Raw genomic sequence first — 16,647 nt, 5'->3', positions numbered from 1 at the left:
AGCGCCTCGGGACGGCCGACTGCTCACGACGACGGTTCCTCCCTGGCCTACTGCGTGTGCGGACAGCGGGCCCCATCTTGCCCCTCGGTCCACGCGCGCCCCGGCCCCGGGGTACCGGGGCCGCATCGGACGGGCCGATGTCAGGAGGCGCGGCGGGTCTCGTCGTGATGGCTTATCTCGACATCGCCGGAGGCACCGAAGGTGAGCCGGCAGGTGTCGGCCCGGTAGGTGGCGACCGTCACCGCGGCGGTCCTGCCGCCGGAGAAGTAACGGGTGGTCACCACCAGCACGGGGGCGCCGGGGAGCCGATCCAGCTCCTTGGCGTCGTCCGCGCGGGCGGAGCCCAGCTCCACCGCCCGGTCCTGCCCCTCCAGATCGAGGCGCTGGAGCTCGCGCAGGACCGCGCGGGCCCGTGCCGCTCCCGGCGGGGCGTCTATGGCCGACAGTTCGGGTACCGAGGCGGGCGGGACATAGAGCTGTTCCGCCGCGACCGGCTGTCCATGGCTGACGCGCAGTCTGCGCAGTGTGTAGGTCTCGTCGTCGGCCGCCGTTCCGAGGAGCCGGGCCACCGAGGCGGGTGGCACGGCCTTCTGGCAGTCGAAGGACTGCCATGCGTCCTGGGCGGATCCCGGCCATGCCTGCTGGGTGGTGGAGACATCCACTCCCATGCGCGGCGGAGCCACGGTCGTGCCCACACCCCTGCGTCGTTGCAGGCGTCCTTCCAGTTCCAGCTGTTCGAGGGCCTGTCGCAGTGTCGCGCGGGCGACCCCGAACCGCGCTGCGAGGTCCCGTTCGTTCGGGAGGACCTCGCCCACCGAGAAATCGGAGTCGAGCGCCTCCCCGATCACGGTCTTGAGGTGCCAGTACTTTGGTTCCGGCACTGATTCCAGCTGCGTGGTCCCCACCCTGATCCTCCGCATTCGCCGTGTCAGCGGCGGCTTTTTCGCGCCCTTGTTTATTAAAGGTTCCTGCACTATCTCTGCCGACCATAGGGTGGCGCGGCACCTTGGTCAAGACCAATCCTGCGTTTGTCACCCGGGTAAGTCGACTCGACGGGGGAAGCGTTCACAGGCTGTTAGCACCCCAGTGAAGCGCGCGCCATTCAGGACCCATGCCTTTTTGGACACGGCTCTGACGTGCGCGAAAGGGCTCACATGAACGTCACCCCGGCGACTTTGTCGGGGTTGCGCACCCATGTCGGGACCGTGTGCGCGGTCACCCGTACGACCCGGCCGGACAGCACTGTCCGGCGTTTCGGCGGGGCCCACGGACGGTCCGGGGTGCCGTTGGATCCGGCGGACCGGGGCTCCCTGTCCGGAACCGGCCCTCCGGCGGCGGCCACGAACCGATCGACGGGCTCCGCGTCCACCATTATCCGTGGTGATCGCCCCGCTCTGTCCCCATCATCGCCGATCGGGCGCCCTCGGAGGGCGAGCGGGCCGGTTGGCGCGTCCGTCTCCCCGCCGGACGCGGCGGCGGACACCCGCCCCGGACATCGGCCCGGGGTCACCACCCAGGCCGCTCCCAGGACTCCGCCTCCGGCCGTGCGCACGGGCATGCGACAGGGCGCCGCGGCCGGCACGGCGGAGGGACGGTGTTCCTGCGGGAGATCGGTCGGGGTCCGGTTCGCCACTCGTCCATCCCAGCCCACATACGCTTCCGTGTCCAGGTCGCCACGGTGCGTCATATGTCTCCCGGCCGGATCCGTCGGGTCGACACACCATCGACGGCTGTCGACGCCCCGATCTTGAAACTACCAGCCGGTAATCAGGGCTGACGACCCGTCCACAAGCTCCGATCAGGGGTGACACCCAGGAGCAACAGGCGCGGTCAGGGACATTTCCTGCTCCATCGCGCCACCCCGGGACAAGCGGAACGTGTCCGTCGACTGCGCGGAAAATGGCGCGGGAAGGCCGTTGCCCCGTGGTGAGCACGCGGAACACCGGCGGAGGGCGCACCGGGTGACACCCCTGGGCGACCGCGCTCCCGGGTGGCGCGGAACGGGCGAGGGGCGCCCGGCGGATGCCGGACGCCCCTGGGGCAGGGATGGCGTGAACTGCTCGCCGTGGGAGTCGGGGCCACGGTGCCCGCCGGGACTACCGCGACGGTCCGCGTACGGCCGGAGGCTTCCGAACCTCCGATGACTTCGCTGACTCCTGTGGTCCAGGCGGCTGCTGTGACGCCTGAGCGCCTTCGAGCCCGCCACCGGACCCGCCTTCGGAACCACCACCGGATCCGGTATCGGCTGCGGCATCGGCTCCGCCGCCGGACCCGCCATCGGACCCCTGGGCGCTGTCGGACCGCCGGGAGCGCCGGAGGGCGAACAGCCCCGACCCCAGCGCCGCTCCCGTCCCCACCAGGACCCCGCCCGCCGCCTGGGCCGCGCCGAAGGTCCCCGTGCCCACCAGCGGCGCGGTGAGCGCGGCGGCCACCGGGATCAGCCCGGTGAAGAGGGTCGCCCGCTCGGTGCCGATGCGCTGGATCCCCATGTACCAGGTGACAAAGCCGATCACGGTGACCACCGCCGCCTGCCACAGCAGCGCCCAGGCCTCGCCCTGGTCGGGCATCCGCACCCACTCCCGGCCGTCGAGGAGCACCCCGATGACCGCCGACTCCAGCGCCGCCACACCACAGACGCAGGCGGTGAGCAGCCGGGGGCCGAGGGGGCGCAGCACCGGCGCCGCGAGCACCGCGAAGCCGACCTCACCGGCGAGCGCGGCCACCGACCAGAGGACCCCGAGGGCGTCGGCGCGCCCCCACCCCTGGACGGTGAAGGCTCCGGCGGCGACGAGCAGCGCCCCGTACAGCACGGGACGGGTGGGCCTGCGGCCCTCGGTCAGCGGGACGAGGACGGCGACCACGACGGGTGCGCAGCCGACGAAGACGCCCGGCACGGCGGGTTCGGCGGTGCGTTCGGCGGCGAGGACGGCGAGGTTGAAGCCGACCATGCCGACCCCGGCGAGCAGGGCGATCCGGCCCCACTGGCGCGGGGTGAGGGCCCTCAGGGGGGCGAGGGCCCGGCGGCCGCCGAGGAGGGGCAGCAGGAGCAGCAGGGCGAGGGCGTAGCGGAGGGCCTGGCCGCCGGCCCAGGGGTACTCCCCGAGGACGCTGTTGGCGGTGAAGGAGGCGCCGACGAGGCAGTAGGCGAAGGAGACGAGGAGGATGCCGTGGAGGGCGGAGCGGTCGGTGGCCCACGCGGTCGGAGTGGGGGACGGGTGGTTCATGGGGCCGACGCTAGGCAGTGCGGCGGTCCCCTTTAAGGTCCACTTCCATGACGTCATCGGGGACCACTTCACACAACGGCGAGGACGGCGAGGGCGGGAAGGACAGGAAGGACGGGCGGGAGCGGGAGGCGCCCCGGGGGACGGGCCCGGCGTGGGAGCTGCTGCTGCCCGCCGCCGGGGCGCCCGCGCGGCAGCGGGGGCGGGCGCTCCAGTCGGCGCTGCGCGACGCGGTCCGCTCCGGCCGGCTGGCCCCCGGTACCCGGCTGCCCGCCAGCCGGGAGCTGGCGGTCGATCTGGGGGTGTCCCGGGGGCTGGTGACGGAGGCGTACGAGCAGCTGACCGCCGAGGGGTATCTGCGGAGCGAGCGCGGCTCGGGGACCTGGGTGGGTGCCGCGGCCCGCTCCGTACCGGATGCCGTACGGGATCTCGCGCCGCGCTCCTCCGGTCGCGGGGCGCTGGTGGACTTCCGGCCGGGGAGCCCGGATCTGTCGCTCTTCCCGCGCGCGGCCTGGGCGGCGGCGCAGCGGGCGGTGCTGGCCCGGCTGCCGCACAGCGCGCTCGGCTATCCGGATCCGCGCGGGCTGCCCCAGCTGCGGTCGGCGCTGGCGGCGCTGCTGACCCGGCGGCGGGGTGTGGTGGCCGACCCGGAGCGGATGGTGGTGTGTTCGGGGGTGGCGCAGGCGATGACCCTGCTGGGGTCGGTGCTGTACGGGCGGGGGCTGCGCTCGCTGGGGGTGGAGGATCCGGGGAGTCCGGGGCACGGTCCGCTGTTCCGGGCCGCCGGGCTGGAGATGGAGCCGCTGCCGCTGGATGGTGAGGGGCTGGCGGTGGGGCCGCTGTGGCGGTCGGGGGTACGGGCGGTCAGCACCAGCCCGGCCCATCAGTTCCCCACGGGGATCGCCTACTCCGCGCGGCGCCGGGTGGAGCTGCTGGAGTGGGCGCGCTCGGTGGACGGGCTGATCGTGGAGGACGACTACGACGGGGACTTCCGCTACGACCGGGCGCCGGTGGGCGCGCTCCAGGGGCTGGATCCGGAGCGGGTGGCCTATACGGGGTCGGTGAGCAAGTCGCTCGCCCCGGGGTTGCGGCTGGGCTGGCTGCTGGTGCCGGGGCCGCTGGTGGAGGAGGTGGTGGAGCGCAAGCGCACCCTGGACATGGGCCATCCGGCGATCGATCAGGCGCTGCTGGCGGAGCTGGTGACGAGCGGCGGTTACGACCGTCATCTGCGGTGCTGCCAGCGGGCCTACCGGGAGCGGCGGGACACCCTGGTGGCGGCGCTGACGGAGCACTTCCCGGGGGCACAGGTGAGCGGGATCGCGGCGGGGCTGCACATCATCGTCCGGCTGCCGGACCGGTACGGGCCCGAGAAGCGGTTCAAGGCGGCGGCCCGGCGGGCAGGGGTGATCGTCCGGTCGCTGGCGTCGCATGCGCTCGTCCCGGTGCCGGAGAGCGGGGTACGGCTGGTTCTGGGGTACGCCCATCTGGCGCCGTCCGACATCATGCGGGGGATCCGGCTGCTGGCGGCCGCGGCACGGGCGGAGGCCACCGCGGGCTGATGTGGCGCGTGTTGTTCATCCGGAGTTCCGGCGGGTGTACGGGGCGGGCGTCCATGATGGCCCGGCGGCCGTGCGGCCCGTACCGCACCCCGTACTGCCTGCCCGTACCGCACCGACTGCCTGCCGGTACCTCGCCGTACTGCTCCGTACCGCCCCGCACCGCCCGTCCTGGAGGCCCGTTCCGATGACTCTCGGTCAGTCGTACCGTCCCGTCCGGCCCAGCCGCCGTGCCCTGCTGCTCGGGGGTGCCGGTGCCTCGGCCGCGCTGGCGCTGCCCGCCGCCGTGTCCCTTCCGGCGCTCGCGCTGCCGGGGCGTCCGGAAGCCTCCTGGGGGGTGCAGAGCGGGGCGGTGACCTCCTCGTCCGCGCTGGTGTGGGTGCGTTCGGACCGTCCGGCGCGGATGCTGGTGGAGGTGGCCGCGACGGAGTCGTTCCGGCGGGTGCGCCGCTTCACCGGGCCGCTGATCGGGCCGGGGACCGACTTCACCGGCACCACCGCGCTGCACGGGCTGCCCGCCGGGGAGCGGGTCCACTACCGGGTGACCCTCGCCGACCCGTCCGATCCGCGCCGTACCGGCCGCCCGGTGCACGGCTCGCTGCGGACGGCGCCGCTCGGGCGGCGGCGCGGTGTGCGCTTCCTGTGGTCGGGGGACATCGCGGGCCAGGGCTGGGGCATCAATCCGGACATCGGGGGCTTCCGGGTGTACGAGGAGATGCGCCGGCTCGACCCGGACTTCTTTCTGTGCAGCGGGGACACGATCTACGCGGACGGGGTGATCCAGCCGAGTGTGACCCTGCCGGACGGGCGGGTGTGGCGCAATGTCACCACCGAGGAGAAGTCACGGGTGGCCGAGTCGCTGGACGGGTTCCGCGGCAACTTCCGCTACAACCTGCTCGACTCCCACGTACGGCGCTTCAACGCCCAGGTGCCGACGGTGGCCCAGTGGGACGACCACGAGGTGCGGAACAACTGGTACCCGGGGCAGCTCCTGGACGATCCGCGCTACTCCGAGAAGAACGTGGATGTGCTGGCGGCGCGGGCGCTGCGGGCCTTCGGCGAGTACTTCCCCGGGAGCACCCCCGCGCCGCACGGGACCACCGGACGGATGCACCGGGTGGTCCGGCACGGCCCGCTGCTGGATCTCTTCGTGCTGGACATGCGCTCGTACCGGAACGCCAACTCCCCCGGGCGGCAGCCGGAGGACCGGCAGGGGATCCTCGGGGAGGCCCAGCTGACCTGGCTGAAAAGAGAGCTGGCACGATCGCGGGCGGTGTGGAAGGTGATCGCCGCCGATATGCCGATCGGTCTGGTGGTGCCGGACGGGTCGGCGAACTTTGAGGCCGTCGCCCAGGGCGACCCGGGTGCTCCGCTGGGGCGTGAACTCCAGATCGCCGAGCTGCTGCGGTTCATCAAGCACCGGCGGATCACCGGCACGCTCTGGGTGACCGCGGATGTGCACTACACCTCGGCCCAGCACTACCGTCCGGAACGGGCCGCCTTCCAGGACTTCGCGCCGTTCTGGGAGTTCGTCTCCGGGCCGCTGGCGGCGGGCGGGTTCCCGGCCAACGCGCTGGACGCCACCTTCGGCCCCGAGCGGGTCTTCGTCCGGGCGCCGGAGCGGGCCAATGTGTCGCCGATGGAGTCCCCCCAGTACTTCGGCGAGGTCGCCGTCGACGGGGAGAGCGGGGAGCTGACCGTACGGCTGCGGGCCGAGGGCGGCACGGTGCTCTTCACCCGGACCCTCCAACCCGGCCGCGTGGGCCAGTGAGCAGGCGCCGGTGAGCAGGCCGGGTGACCAGGCAGGTGCGACCGGGCCGGTGCGACCGGGCCGGTGTGACCGGGCCGGTGTGACCGGGCCGGTGTGACCAAGCAGGTCCGACCGGGCCGGTGACCACACCCGGTCGACCCGCTTGACCTGCGAAAACCCTGGTGGGCAGGGGCCGTTGTCAGTGGCGGGTCCTACCTTCGGACCCATGACGCGAACCATGCAGGCGCTCGCCTACACCCGGTCGTCCGCCCTGGAGTCCGGTGCGGACGGCAGCCTCCTCGGCCTGGAGACCTCCGGCGGGCTCACCCCCTCCGGCGCCGAGGCCCACCCCACGTTCTTCTCCGGTTTCCTCGCCGCGCCGCAGGCGGCGGCCCGCGCCCTGCTGGCCGTCGCCGATGTGGCCGCCGCGCGCTACACCGACCCCACACCGCGCCCGCTGCTCGACCCGGTGGTGACGGGGAACGGCGACCGGCTGCGGTTCGAGTCCTTCTCCGGCTGCTGCGGGGTGTACGCCCGGCTCGATGTGCTGCGCGACGGCCTGGACGGCGCGGAGACCGGGCACGGCACCACCAATGTGGATGTGAACAACCCACTGCGGGAGGCGCTCTCCCGGATGACCGGGGACAGCCCGATGCATCTGCGGGTGGGTCCGGACGAGCTGGCGGTGACCACGCTGGACGGCCCGGTGGTGGAGAAGAAGGTGCCGCTGCCGGACCGCTGGCTGCGCGGGTTCGCCGAGGCCCAGGTCGCCACCGCCGGGTTCGACCTCCGGGCAGAGCTGTCGGGCCCCGAGGCGGTGCGGTTCCTGCGCACCCTGCCCCGGACGACCGGCCGGGCCTCCCGGGGCACCACCTGGGTGATCCCCTCGGGTCGCACCCTGCGGCCGACCACCCGGCCGGCCGCCGGAGCGGTCTGTCTGCCGGGCCCGGAGCGGCTGACCGCGCTGCACCGGGTGCTGCGGAACGCCACCGCCCTGCGGGTGTACGCACCGGCGGGCACCAGCGGCGAGGCGGCGCCGTCGGCCTGGGAGGTGGAGCTGCCGGGGATGCGGCTGACGCTGACCCTCTCCCCGGAGACCGGCCGGGGCTTCTCCGGCGAGGGCGGTGTCCTGGAGGCGCTCTCCACCGAGGAGGCGGCCGGGGACGCCGAGCTGATCTCGGTCCTGCTCGCCTGGGAGCCGGTGATCGACCCGGCCGAGCTGGCGAGCCGCTCCGGTCTGACGGCGGAGCGGGTCCGGGCCGCGCTGGTGCGGCTGGGCACCGCGGGCCGGGTGGGGTACGACATGGCCGACGCGGCCTACTTCCACCGCGAGCTGCCCTATGACGCACGGCGCGCGGAGAAGCACAACCCCCGGCTGGTCAACGCCCGTGAGTTGGTGGCCGCGGGGGCGGTGCGCCCCGGTACCGGCGGCGAGCCGGCCGCGGTGATCTCCGGCGACCGCACCTACCGGGTGGGTGAGCGGGCCGGGCGGCTCTGGTGCACCTGCCCCTGGTGGGCGGAGCACCAGGGCGGACGGGGACCCTGCAAGCACGCCCTGGCGGTCCGGATGGTCCGGCGCGGCGCCACGGCGGACGGCACGACCCACGCCACGACGGCCGGTGCGGACACGGCGGGAGTCGCCCGATGAACGAGATCATGGACGCCGTGCGGCGAGGCCGGCTCCAGGAGCTGACCAAGCTGCTGGCCCCGCTGACCACCGCCGAGCGCAAGGCGCTGCTGCCCGAGCTGAAGACCCTGCGGACCACCCTGCGCGACGGCGGGTGGGAGGACTGGGAGAGCTGGCAGCAGCTCGGAAAGGCCCGGATGGGGCTGCTGGTCGCGGGGGCGGCCTGCCACACCGGTGCCGCGGCCGCCGCGGCCTGGATCGGCGCACGGGATCTGCGGGTGCCGCGGGGCCCCGCCGAGATGCCGCTGCTGCCGCATCTGGTGGAGGTGCTGTCCACCCGGGAAACCGTCTGGCTCGGGGATCTCGCCCACCGGCTGGCGGCCCGCGCCTCCACCGGTGACGAGGACTACCCCCTGATCCGGCAGCTGGTGAACCTCACCCGCTGTCCGGTGCCCACCAGCGACGCCTATGTGATCGGCTGGGCCCTCCATCTGACCCAGCACCGCGGACTGATGCGCGGGCTGGCGCTGGAGCCGGAGGCCTCCGTCCTGGTGACCCGGCTGTTCGAACTGCCCGAGCTGCCCGGTGCGGTGCTCTCCTTCGCCGAACCGGACAAGCCCCACCACTGGCCGCAGGCGCTCGCCCGGCTGCCCGAGTCGGCGATGCCCCGGACCGAGCTGGCGGACAGCTGTGTCTCCCGGCTGCTGCGCGGCGGACGGCCACAGGATCTGCGGTTCGTGCTGACGGTGCTGAAGCAGCTCGCCCTCACCCCCGAGGAGGAGGCCGCGCGGATCCCCGACTGGATGGGGATGGCCGCCGACAGCACCTCCCCGGTGGCCGCCCACGCCCAGGGGGTGCTCGGCGCCCTCGCCCTCAGCGGCGCGCTGCCGGAGCACGCCCTGGCCGAGACGTCGGGAGCGGTGTTCTTCCGCCCCGAGAAGAAGCTCGTCCGTGACCAGCTGATCCTGCTGGGCAAGGTACTGACGGCACGGGCGCACGACGGGGAGACCGAGGCCGTCGGCACCCTGCTGCGGGCCGTCGGCGAGGCGTTCGGCCATACGGACAGCGGGGTGCAGCAGCGGGCACTGAAGCTGGTCGCCCGTCATCTGCCCACCGTGGACGCGTCGGTACGGGAGGAGCTGGCCGGGGCCGCGCTGCTGCTCGGCCCCCTCCACCGGGAGACGGCCGCCGCGCTGGGCCTCGTCCCCGCCGACGAACCCGTGGTGTACGAGGCGGAGACCCTGCCCGCCGTCCCGGCGCGCCGCCCGGCGGGCGCGCCCGCGGACTCCGTGCCCGAGCTGCTCTCCGAGCTGGTGGCGGCCCGGTCCGGGCGGGGGGAGCCGGTCGTCTTTGAACGGGTGCTGGACGGTCTGGTCCGGCTGGCGTACCGGGAGCGGGAGCCGCTCCTCGACGCGGTGCGGAAGTCCTTCGCCGACGAGTGGTGGTTCTCGTCCAGCCACACCCGCGGCAACCCCTTCCCCTACGGCATCACCGGGGTGGAGGAGCTGGTGACCGCGCTGGCCGGGCCCGTCCCGGTCGAGGCGGTCCGCAAGGTCCACGCGCAGAGCACCGGCTCGGACATCTGCCCCATCCAGGGTCTCGGCGAGCTGATCGGCGGACGCCTCGCCGAGGTGGCCTGGCGGCTGCGGACGGACCCGCTGCCGCTACTGCTGGCCACGCCGACCTGGGAGACCGGGGCGCTGGACGCCGAGGTCCTGGTGGAGCGGCTGCGCGAGTACCAGCGGCTCGGGATCGCGCCCGCGCCCCGGGACTTCGCCCAGGCACTGCTGCGGGTGGCGCCGGGCAGCGGCGGACCGGCGGCGCGGGAGGCCGCACTGCTCGGGACCGAGGAGGGCGGCCGGCTCGCCTCCTGGCTGGAGGGCACCTGGCCCGAGCTGCCCGCGCTCCAGTGGCCGCAGGGCCGCCCCGACGGCACCGAGGCGCGGCCCGAGCCGTCCTGGCCGGACGGGCAGGAGGGACAGGGCAGGCAGGAGCGTCAGGAAGGGCAGGAGACCGAGGGGGCCGGGGCGGCCGGGCTGCTGGAGCTGACCGCCCGCGGTGCCCGCGCCCTGGCGGACCGCACCCGGGAGGCGCTGAGGCTCCGCAAGCTGCTCCCCGCGCACGCCCGCTGGCTCACCCGACCGGTCGACACCGGCCATCGGCACACCTACCGGTGCCCGGACCGGTCCACCGTCGACACGGCCGTTCCCCGCTGGGCGGCGGCGCTCCCGCACCACCGGGACGCGGTCGCCGCATGGCAGATCGACCTGCTGGACCAGCTCGACAGACGGGGCGCGGGCCGCTGGGAATGGCGGTGGCTCATGGGCTCCCTGGCGCTGCTCGCCGAGGGGGAGGGCGAGGGCACCGCGGGCCGGCCTCTCCACCGGGCGGTGGCGACCGCGCTGGGCGCGGCGGACCGGGAGATACGGCTGTCCGGGGTGGACGCGCTGCTGGTGCTCGCGGCACGGCGACAGCTGGATCCCCGGCTGCTGGGTCGACTCCTGGGCGAGCTGGTCGTGGCCGGTGACCTCAAGCCCAACCGGCTCGCGGAGGCGATCCGTACCGCCGCGGCGACGGGTGCGCACCGGACGGTCTGGTCGGTGCTGGCGGCGGCGCTCCCGGTGCTGCTCCCGGTCCGGCCGGCGATACGGTCCCTCGGGGAGCTGCTGGAGGTGGCGGCGGACTGCGCGGAGCGCTGCGACCCCGATGCGGTTTCCGGCCCGACCCCCGGCCCGACCCAGGGCCCGGTCCCCGATGCGGTCTCCGGCGCGGTCTCCGATGCGGCCGACGGCCCGGTCGGCCGGCCGGATGCCGGGGCCGCCGCGGGAAGCGTGTCGTCCATCGGGGATCATGGTCTGATGGACCTGGCCGGTCCGCTGGCCGAGGTCGCCGGGGCGGGCGGTTCGTCGGCGCGGGTGACCCAGGCGGCCCGGTTGCTGACCACGGTTCAGCGGCTGACCGCACCTTCCACGCCATAAATGGCCAAGAATGGCGCATAGCATCCCAGATATGCGCTTAACCCATCGGTCACAATGCGTTGGTGATCGTGCAACACGGCTCGGTGACAGTGGGGTCATGACCCAGATGACATCGGCTGTCCCTCCCGTACCGAAAGCCCGCCGCCACCACTGGCGGCGGGACCTCGTCGAACTCGCCGCGGTGTTCACGGCGGTGGTGGCCGCGGACGCGGTGGCCAAGCTGGTCGTACGCGGGCCCGACGGCCCGCTGCTGCTGGTGCTCTCGGCCGCCTCCCTCGTCGCGACCGCCGCGTTCCACCTCTGGTGGACGCACCGCCACAGCCATGCGCCACCCGGGGGCGGACCGGCCCCCGCCGAAGCCGTGGCCGGTGGCGGGGCCGCCGTCGGCCCCCCGGACCGCGAGGGGGAGCCGACGGAGCCCCGGCGCGGGGACGGGGCACCACCGGCCACGGGCCTCTGGCGTGTGCGCACCACCGTGCGGGACGCGCCCGGCAGCCTCGCCGCGCTCTGCGCCGCCCTCGCCGGCCTGGGCGTCGACATCCTGGCGCTCCAGACCCATCCACTGGCCGAGGGCACCGTGGACGAGTTCCTGCTGCGGGCCCCGGCCACGCTGGAACCCCGGCGGCTGACCGAGGAGATCGCGTCGGCCGGCGGCAGTGACATCTGGATCGAGCGCGCCGACCCGCATGACCTGGTGGACACGCCGACCCGGGTGCTGCACCTGGCCGCCCGTACCGCCCTCGACGCCGCCGAACTCCCGCTCGCGCTCCGCCGGCTCCTCGGCCGGTGCACCGTGACCTCCCGCCCCGCCGTCTCCCCCACCGGGCGCCCCCTCGGGGATCTGCCGCCGGTGGAGGGCTCCCTGGAGGAGAACCTGATGCGGTTCCGCGACCCCCGGGGCGGATCGATCGAGGTGGAACGGCACCATCCGCCCTTCACCCCGACCGAGTTCGCCCGCGCCCGCGCGCTGCTGGCGCTGGACGCACGGCTCGGCCCCCGGGTACCGCCGGGCCGGGATGTGCTCACCCTGCCGGAGGGCAATGAGATCACCGTCGGCCATGCCGACCAGCGGGACATCCCGGCCGCCCGGGAGCTGCACGCCCGCTGCTCCGAGCGGACCCTGCGCCAGCGCTACCACGGGCCGGTCGCCGACGCCGACCGCTATCTGGACCATCTGCTGAGCCCCCGCTTCGGCCGCACCCTGGCCGTACGGACCGCCTCCGGACGGCTGGTCGCCCTCGGCCATCTGCTCTGGGACGGGGAGGAGACCGAGGTCGCCCTGCTGGTGGAGGACGCCTGGCAGCGCCGGGGCATCGGCTCCGAGCTGCTCGCCCGGCTGACCGCGCTGGCCCAGGAGGCCGGAAGCCGCCGGGTCTACGCGGTGACCCAGCCCGGCAACAACGGCATGGTCACCGCGATGCGGAGCCTCGGACTCCCCCTCGACCACCAGCTGGAGGAGGGCACCCTGGTCCTCACGGCGGCCCTGGACACGGTGCCCACCGGTCCGCCCACCGGTCCGCCCACCGGTCCGGGCCCGGCACCGGAGCGTGCGGATCGCTGACACCCCTCCGGTGCCCGCCCCACCCGGAGGGGGCACCGCGCCGCCCGGCCAGCGGGTCGCTGATGACATGGGCCCCTCCCGTGAATGAGGATGTGGGCATGTCAGTAACTCCCCTTGGCCCGCTGCCCCGTGAGGTGGCCGACGCCCATGTCGACGCCCTCGTCCGCCTCGACCCGACCATCGGTTCCTATCTGGGTGACCGGGAGAGCCACTCCCGGCTGCCGGACTACTCCCCGGCCGGCGCGGCGGCCCGTGCCGGGCTGGCCCGGGAGACCCTGGCACGGCTGGACGACGCCGAGAAGCGGCCCGGGGCGGAGAGCGACGCCGAGCGACGCTGCGGCCGGCTCCTCCGGGAGCGGCTCACCGCGGAGCTGGCCGTCCATGACGCCGGGGAGGAGCTGCGCGCGGTGAGCAACATCAGCTCCCCGGTGCACGCGGTACGCCAGTCGTTCACCATGATGCCCACCGCGACCGACGAGGACTGGGCGGTGGTGGCCCGGCGGCTGCACGCGGTCCCCGGGTCGCTGGAGGGCTATCGCGCCTCGCTGGAACTCGGCCTGGAACGCGGGCTCCCGGGGGGTCCCCGGGCCACCCGGATTCATATCGGACAGCTCACCGAGTGGATCGACGGCGGCTGGTTCGCGGAGTTCACCGCCGGTGGCCCCGACGGCCTCCGCGCCTCTCTCGACCGGGCGGCCCACGCCGCCACCGAGGGGCTGACCGCCCTGCGCGACTGGCTGCGCGAGGTGTACGCGCCCGCCGTCGCGGACGCCCCCGACACCGTCGGCCGGGAGCGGTACGCCCGCTGGGCCCGCTACTTCAACGGCGCCGACCTCGATCTGGACGAGGCCTACGCGTACGGCTGGGCCGAGTACCACCGGCTGCTCGCCGAGATGCGGACCGAGGCGGAGCGGATCCTGCCGGGGGCGGGCCCCTGGGAGGCCCTGGCCCATCTGGCCGAGCACGGTCACCACATCGAGGGGGTGGACGAGGTCCGGAGCTGGCTCCAGGCGCTGATGGACGAGGCCATCGAGGCCCTGGACGGCACCCACTTCGAACTCGCGGACCGGGTACGGCGGGTGGAGTCCCGGATCGCCCCGCCCGGTTCGGCGGCGGCGCCGTACTACACCGCCCCCTCGGAGGACTTCTCCCGTCCGGGCATGACCTGGCTGCCGACCATGGGGGCGACCCGTTTCCCCGTCTACGACCTGGTGTCGACCTGGTACCACGAGGGCGTACCGGGGCACCATCTCCAGCTGGCGCAGTGGGCCCATGTCGCCGACCGGCTCTCCCGCTACCAGGCCACGCTGGGCAGTGTCAGCGCCAATGTGGAGGGGTGGGCCCTCTATGCCGAACGGCTCATGGACGAGCTGGGCTTCCTCCCCGACCCGGAGCGCCGGCTGGGGTACCTGGACGCCCAGATGATGCGTGCCTGCCGGGTGATCGTGGACATCGGGATGCATCTGGGACTGGAGATCCCGGCGGACTCCCCCGTCCACCCGGGGGCGCGGTGGACACCGGAGCTGGCCGAGGAGTTCTTCCGCGCGCACAGCGGTCATCCGGCGGAGTACGTGGCGAGCGAGCTGACCCGCTATCTGTCGATGCCCGCCCAGGCGATCGGCTACAAGCTCGGCGAGCGGGCGTGGCTGCTGGGCCGGGAGAATGCCCGGCGGGCGCACGGGGACGCCTTTGACGCGAAGTCCTGGCACATGGCGGCCCTGTCCCAGGGGTCGCTGGGTCTGGACGACCTGGTGGACGAGTTGTCCCGGCTGTGACGGACGGCGGCGCGGCCCCTCGGTGACAAGGGGCCGCGGTGACAAGGGGCCGCGCGGCCGGGAGGGGGCGGCCCGCAGGACCGCCCCCTCCTTCGGTGACTCCCGGTGGGCCGACGGCCCTTCCCGGTGGATCAGCGGCGGAAACCGCCCTCGGAGTCGATGACCTGGCCGGTGATCCACTCCGCCTCGTCCGTGACCAGCCAGGCGATCAGCCGCGCCGGGTCGTCGGGCATCCCCCAGCGCCCGGCGGGGAACATCCCGGCGATCGACCGATAGGCGTCGCCCTCCAGATAGTCGGTGTCCACCGGCCCGGGGTTGACCGTGTTGACGGTGACGGCCAGCTCCGCCAGGGCGGCGGAGAGCGAGCGGGTGACCGAGGCCAGGGCCCCCTTGGCCAGCGCGTAGGCGAGTTCGCCGGGCATACCGCCGGAGAGGTCCTGGCCGGAGGTCATCATGACGACCCGGCCGCCGGGGGTCCGGGCGGGCAGTGCGGCGCGCTGCCGGGCGAAGGCCTGGACCAGCAGCACCACCGACCGGGTGTCGACGGCCCAGTGGGCGTCGAGCATGGCCGCGTCGATCTCCAGCAGCTCACCGTCGGAGCCGCTGAGGGCGTGGTTGGCCACCAGGATGTCCAGCCGTCCGCCGAGGGCGCGGGTCGCGGTGGCGATCAGCTCGGCGGGGGCGGCGGCGTCGGAGAGGTCCCCCGGGCCGTGGAACACCTGGGCCGACGGGTCCGCGCGGGCGTCCCGTACCCCGGCGGCGACCGCCTCGGGCCCCTCCGGGTCGGCGCCCCAGGGCTGGGAGTCGTCATGGGGGACATGGTGGTGCAGATAGAGGCTCGCACCCAGGGCGGCGAGCCGGCGGGCCACCGCATAGCCGATGCCACCGCGTCGGCTGGCGCCGGTGACCAGGGCGGTACGGCCCTTCAGGGGCAGCGGGTCGCGGCGCAGGGCCGCCGGGTCGGGGTGAGGAAGTCGAGGCATGGAAGATCATGATGGTGATCCGGCGGCCCGCTGTCACCGCGTTTTCGCCCCGCCGTACGCCCGCCTCCTCGCCCCGCCGCACCGGCGCCCCTCCCCTGCCCCTCCCCTGCCGCGCCCCCGCCGTCGTACCGCGCCGGGTGCGGGCCCGCCGGTCAGCAGCCGCAGTCGGCGGTGGTGAGGGGCGCGGTGAGCGGATCGGCCGCGCGCCGGCCGTCGCCCTCCCAGGTCTCGTACGCGAAGCCCTCCCGTACCCAGTACTCGAATCCACCCAGCATCTCCTTGACCCGGTAGCCGCGTTCGGCGAGGGCGAGGGCGGCACGGGTGGCGCCGTCGCAGCCGGGGCCCCAGCAGTAGGTGATCACCGGAACGGCCGGGTCCAGCAGCGCGGCGGCCTGCTCGGGGATCAGCGCGGTGGGCAGATGGACCGCGCCGGGGATGTGCCCCTGGTCCCAGGCGGCCGTGGAACGGGAGTCGACCAGCACGAATCCCGGGTCGCCGCCCGCCGTCAGATCGGCGGCGACATCGGAGACATCGGTATGGAAGGCGAGCTTCGCCCGGAAGTGGGCGGCGGCGGAGGCGGGGTCTGCGGGCGGGACCATCAGAGAACGTGTCATGGCCGAAAATCTATGATCATCCGTGGCCGTTCCCCAGGGGGGATCCCCGGGGAAACTCTTGATCGGCCGGGGAATCCCCGGTTGTCTGTCCCCATGACCACGTATGCACCGGACGCCACGGACTGGCGGATCCTGGAGGCGCTCCAGGCCAACGGACGGGCCGGTTTCGCCGAACTCGCCCGGTCGGTCTCGATGTCGGCGAGCGCGGTGACGGAGCGGGTACGGCGGCTTGAGGAGGCGGGGGTGATCACCGGCTATACGGCGGTGGTCGACCGGGAGCGGCTGGGGCTGCCGATCCTCGCCTTTGTCCGGCTGCGGTATCCGCACGGGAACTACAAGCCGTTCCACGATCTGCTGGAGACCACCCCGGAGATCCTGGAGGCACACCATGTGACCGGCGACGACTGTTTTGTCCTCAAGGTGGCGGCGCGGTCCATGCGGCATCTGGAGGAGGTGACCGGCCGGATCAGCGGGCTCGGCCCGGTCACCACCAGCATCGTGTACTCCTCGCCGCTGCCGCGCCGGGCGCTGGGCCGCTGACGGACACCGGACGCCGGGCGGCTGACCACCGGCCGGGCCCCG

11 protein-coding genes are annotated in these 16,647 nt (G+C 74.2%); 7 read left to right on the top strand and 4 right to left on the bottom strand.

All coding sequences use genetic code 11. The features are described from left to right. Positions 1-140: 140 nt before the first annotated feature. Positions 141-905: a GntR family transcriptional regulator gene (locus ABT354_RS29780; protein WP_351499436.1), complete on the bottom strand. Its 765-nt coding sequence runs from the start codon at positions 903-905 to the stop codon at positions 141-143. A gap of 1,191 nt (positions 906-2,096) precedes the next feature. Further along, a complete protein-coding gene (locus tag ABT354_RS29775) occupies positions 2,097-3,224 on the bottom strand; it encodes a DMT family transporter (protein ID WP_351499434.1) in 1,128 nt (375 codons plus the stop codon). A 47-nt stretch (positions 3,225-3,271) separates the two neighbouring features. Here ABT354_RS29775 and pdxR point away from each other — a divergent pair, with 47 nt between their 5' ends. From pdxR to ABT354_RS29745, 6 genes are all read left to right on the top strand, one after another. Continuing rightward, a complete protein-coding gene (pdxR, locus tag ABT354_RS29770; protein WP_351499432.1) occupies positions 3,272-4,780 on the top strand; it encodes a MocR-like pyridoxine biosynthesis transcription factor PdxR in 1,509 nt (502 codons plus the stop codon). Positions 4,781-4,964: 184 nt separating this feature from the next. Beyond that, complete coding sequence (locus ABT354_RS29765) at positions 4,965-6,548, top strand: alkaline phosphatase D family protein (RefSeq protein ID WP_351499430.1); 1,584 nt, start codon at positions 4,965-4,967, stop codon at positions 6,546-6,548. A gap of 205 nt (positions 6,549-6,753) precedes the next feature. After that, entirely contained in the window at positions 6,754-8,175 is a 1,422-nt protein-coding gene (locus ABT354_RS29760) for an SWIM zinc finger family protein (RefSeq protein WP_351499428.1), read from the top strand. Beyond that, positions 8,172-11,132, top strand: coding sequence for a DUF7824 domain-containing protein (locus tag ABT354_RS29755; RefSeq protein ID WP_351499426.1), 2,961 nt, complete (start codon positions 8,172-8,174; stop codon positions 11,130-11,132). Before ABT354_RS29760 ends, ABT354_RS29755 begins: the two co-directional genes overlap by 4 nt. 97 nt (positions 11,133-11,229) lie before the next feature. Beyond that, the gene (locus ABT354_RS29750; RefSeq protein WP_351499424.1) at positions 11,230-12,693 is read left to right on the top strand and encodes a GNAT family N-acetyltransferase; all 1,464 of its coding nucleotides are present in this window, start codon (positions 11,230-11,232) and stop codon (positions 12,691-12,693) included. A gap of 98 nt (positions 12,694-12,791) precedes the next feature. After that, entirely contained in the window at positions 12,792-14,468 is a 1,677-nt protein-coding gene (locus ABT354_RS29745) for a DUF885 domain-containing protein (protein WP_351499422.1), read from the top strand. 131 nt (positions 14,469-14,599) lie between these two features. Here ABT354_RS29745 and ABT354_RS29740 read toward each other — a convergent pair whose 3' ends face one another. Further along, positions 14,600-15,451, bottom strand: a complete 852-nt coding sequence (locus ABT354_RS29740; protein WP_351499419.1) for an SDR family oxidoreductase — start codon at positions 15,449-15,451, stop codon at positions 14,600-14,602. A 152-nt stretch (positions 15,452-15,603) separates the two neighbouring features. Next, positions 15,604-16,065 carry a rhodanese-like domain-containing protein gene (locus tag ABT354_RS29735; RefSeq protein ID WP_351499417.1) on the bottom strand — a complete coding sequence of 154 codons (462 nt, stop codon included), beginning with the start codon at positions 16,063-16,065 and terminating at the stop codon, positions 15,604-15,606. Positions 16,066-16,158: 93 nt separating this feature from the next. Between ABT354_RS29735 and ABT354_RS29730 the strand changes: the two genes are divergently transcribed. Beyond that, positions 16,159-16,605: an Lrp/AsnC family transcriptional regulator gene (locus ABT354_RS29730; RefSeq protein WP_351499415.1), complete on the top strand. Its 447-nt coding sequence runs from the start codon at positions 16,159-16,161 to the stop codon at positions 16,603-16,605. The last annotated feature ends 42 nt before the right edge of the window (positions 16,606-16,647 follow it).

Source organism: Streptomyces sp. NPDC000594 (assembly GCF_040299965.1).
Taxonomy (GTDB): Bacteria; Actinomycetota; Actinomycetes; order Streptomycetales; family Streptomycetaceae; genus Streptomyces.
The sequence above is the reverse complement of the archived record's forward strand: the minus strand, read 5'-3'. Positions and strand labels throughout refer to the sequence as shown.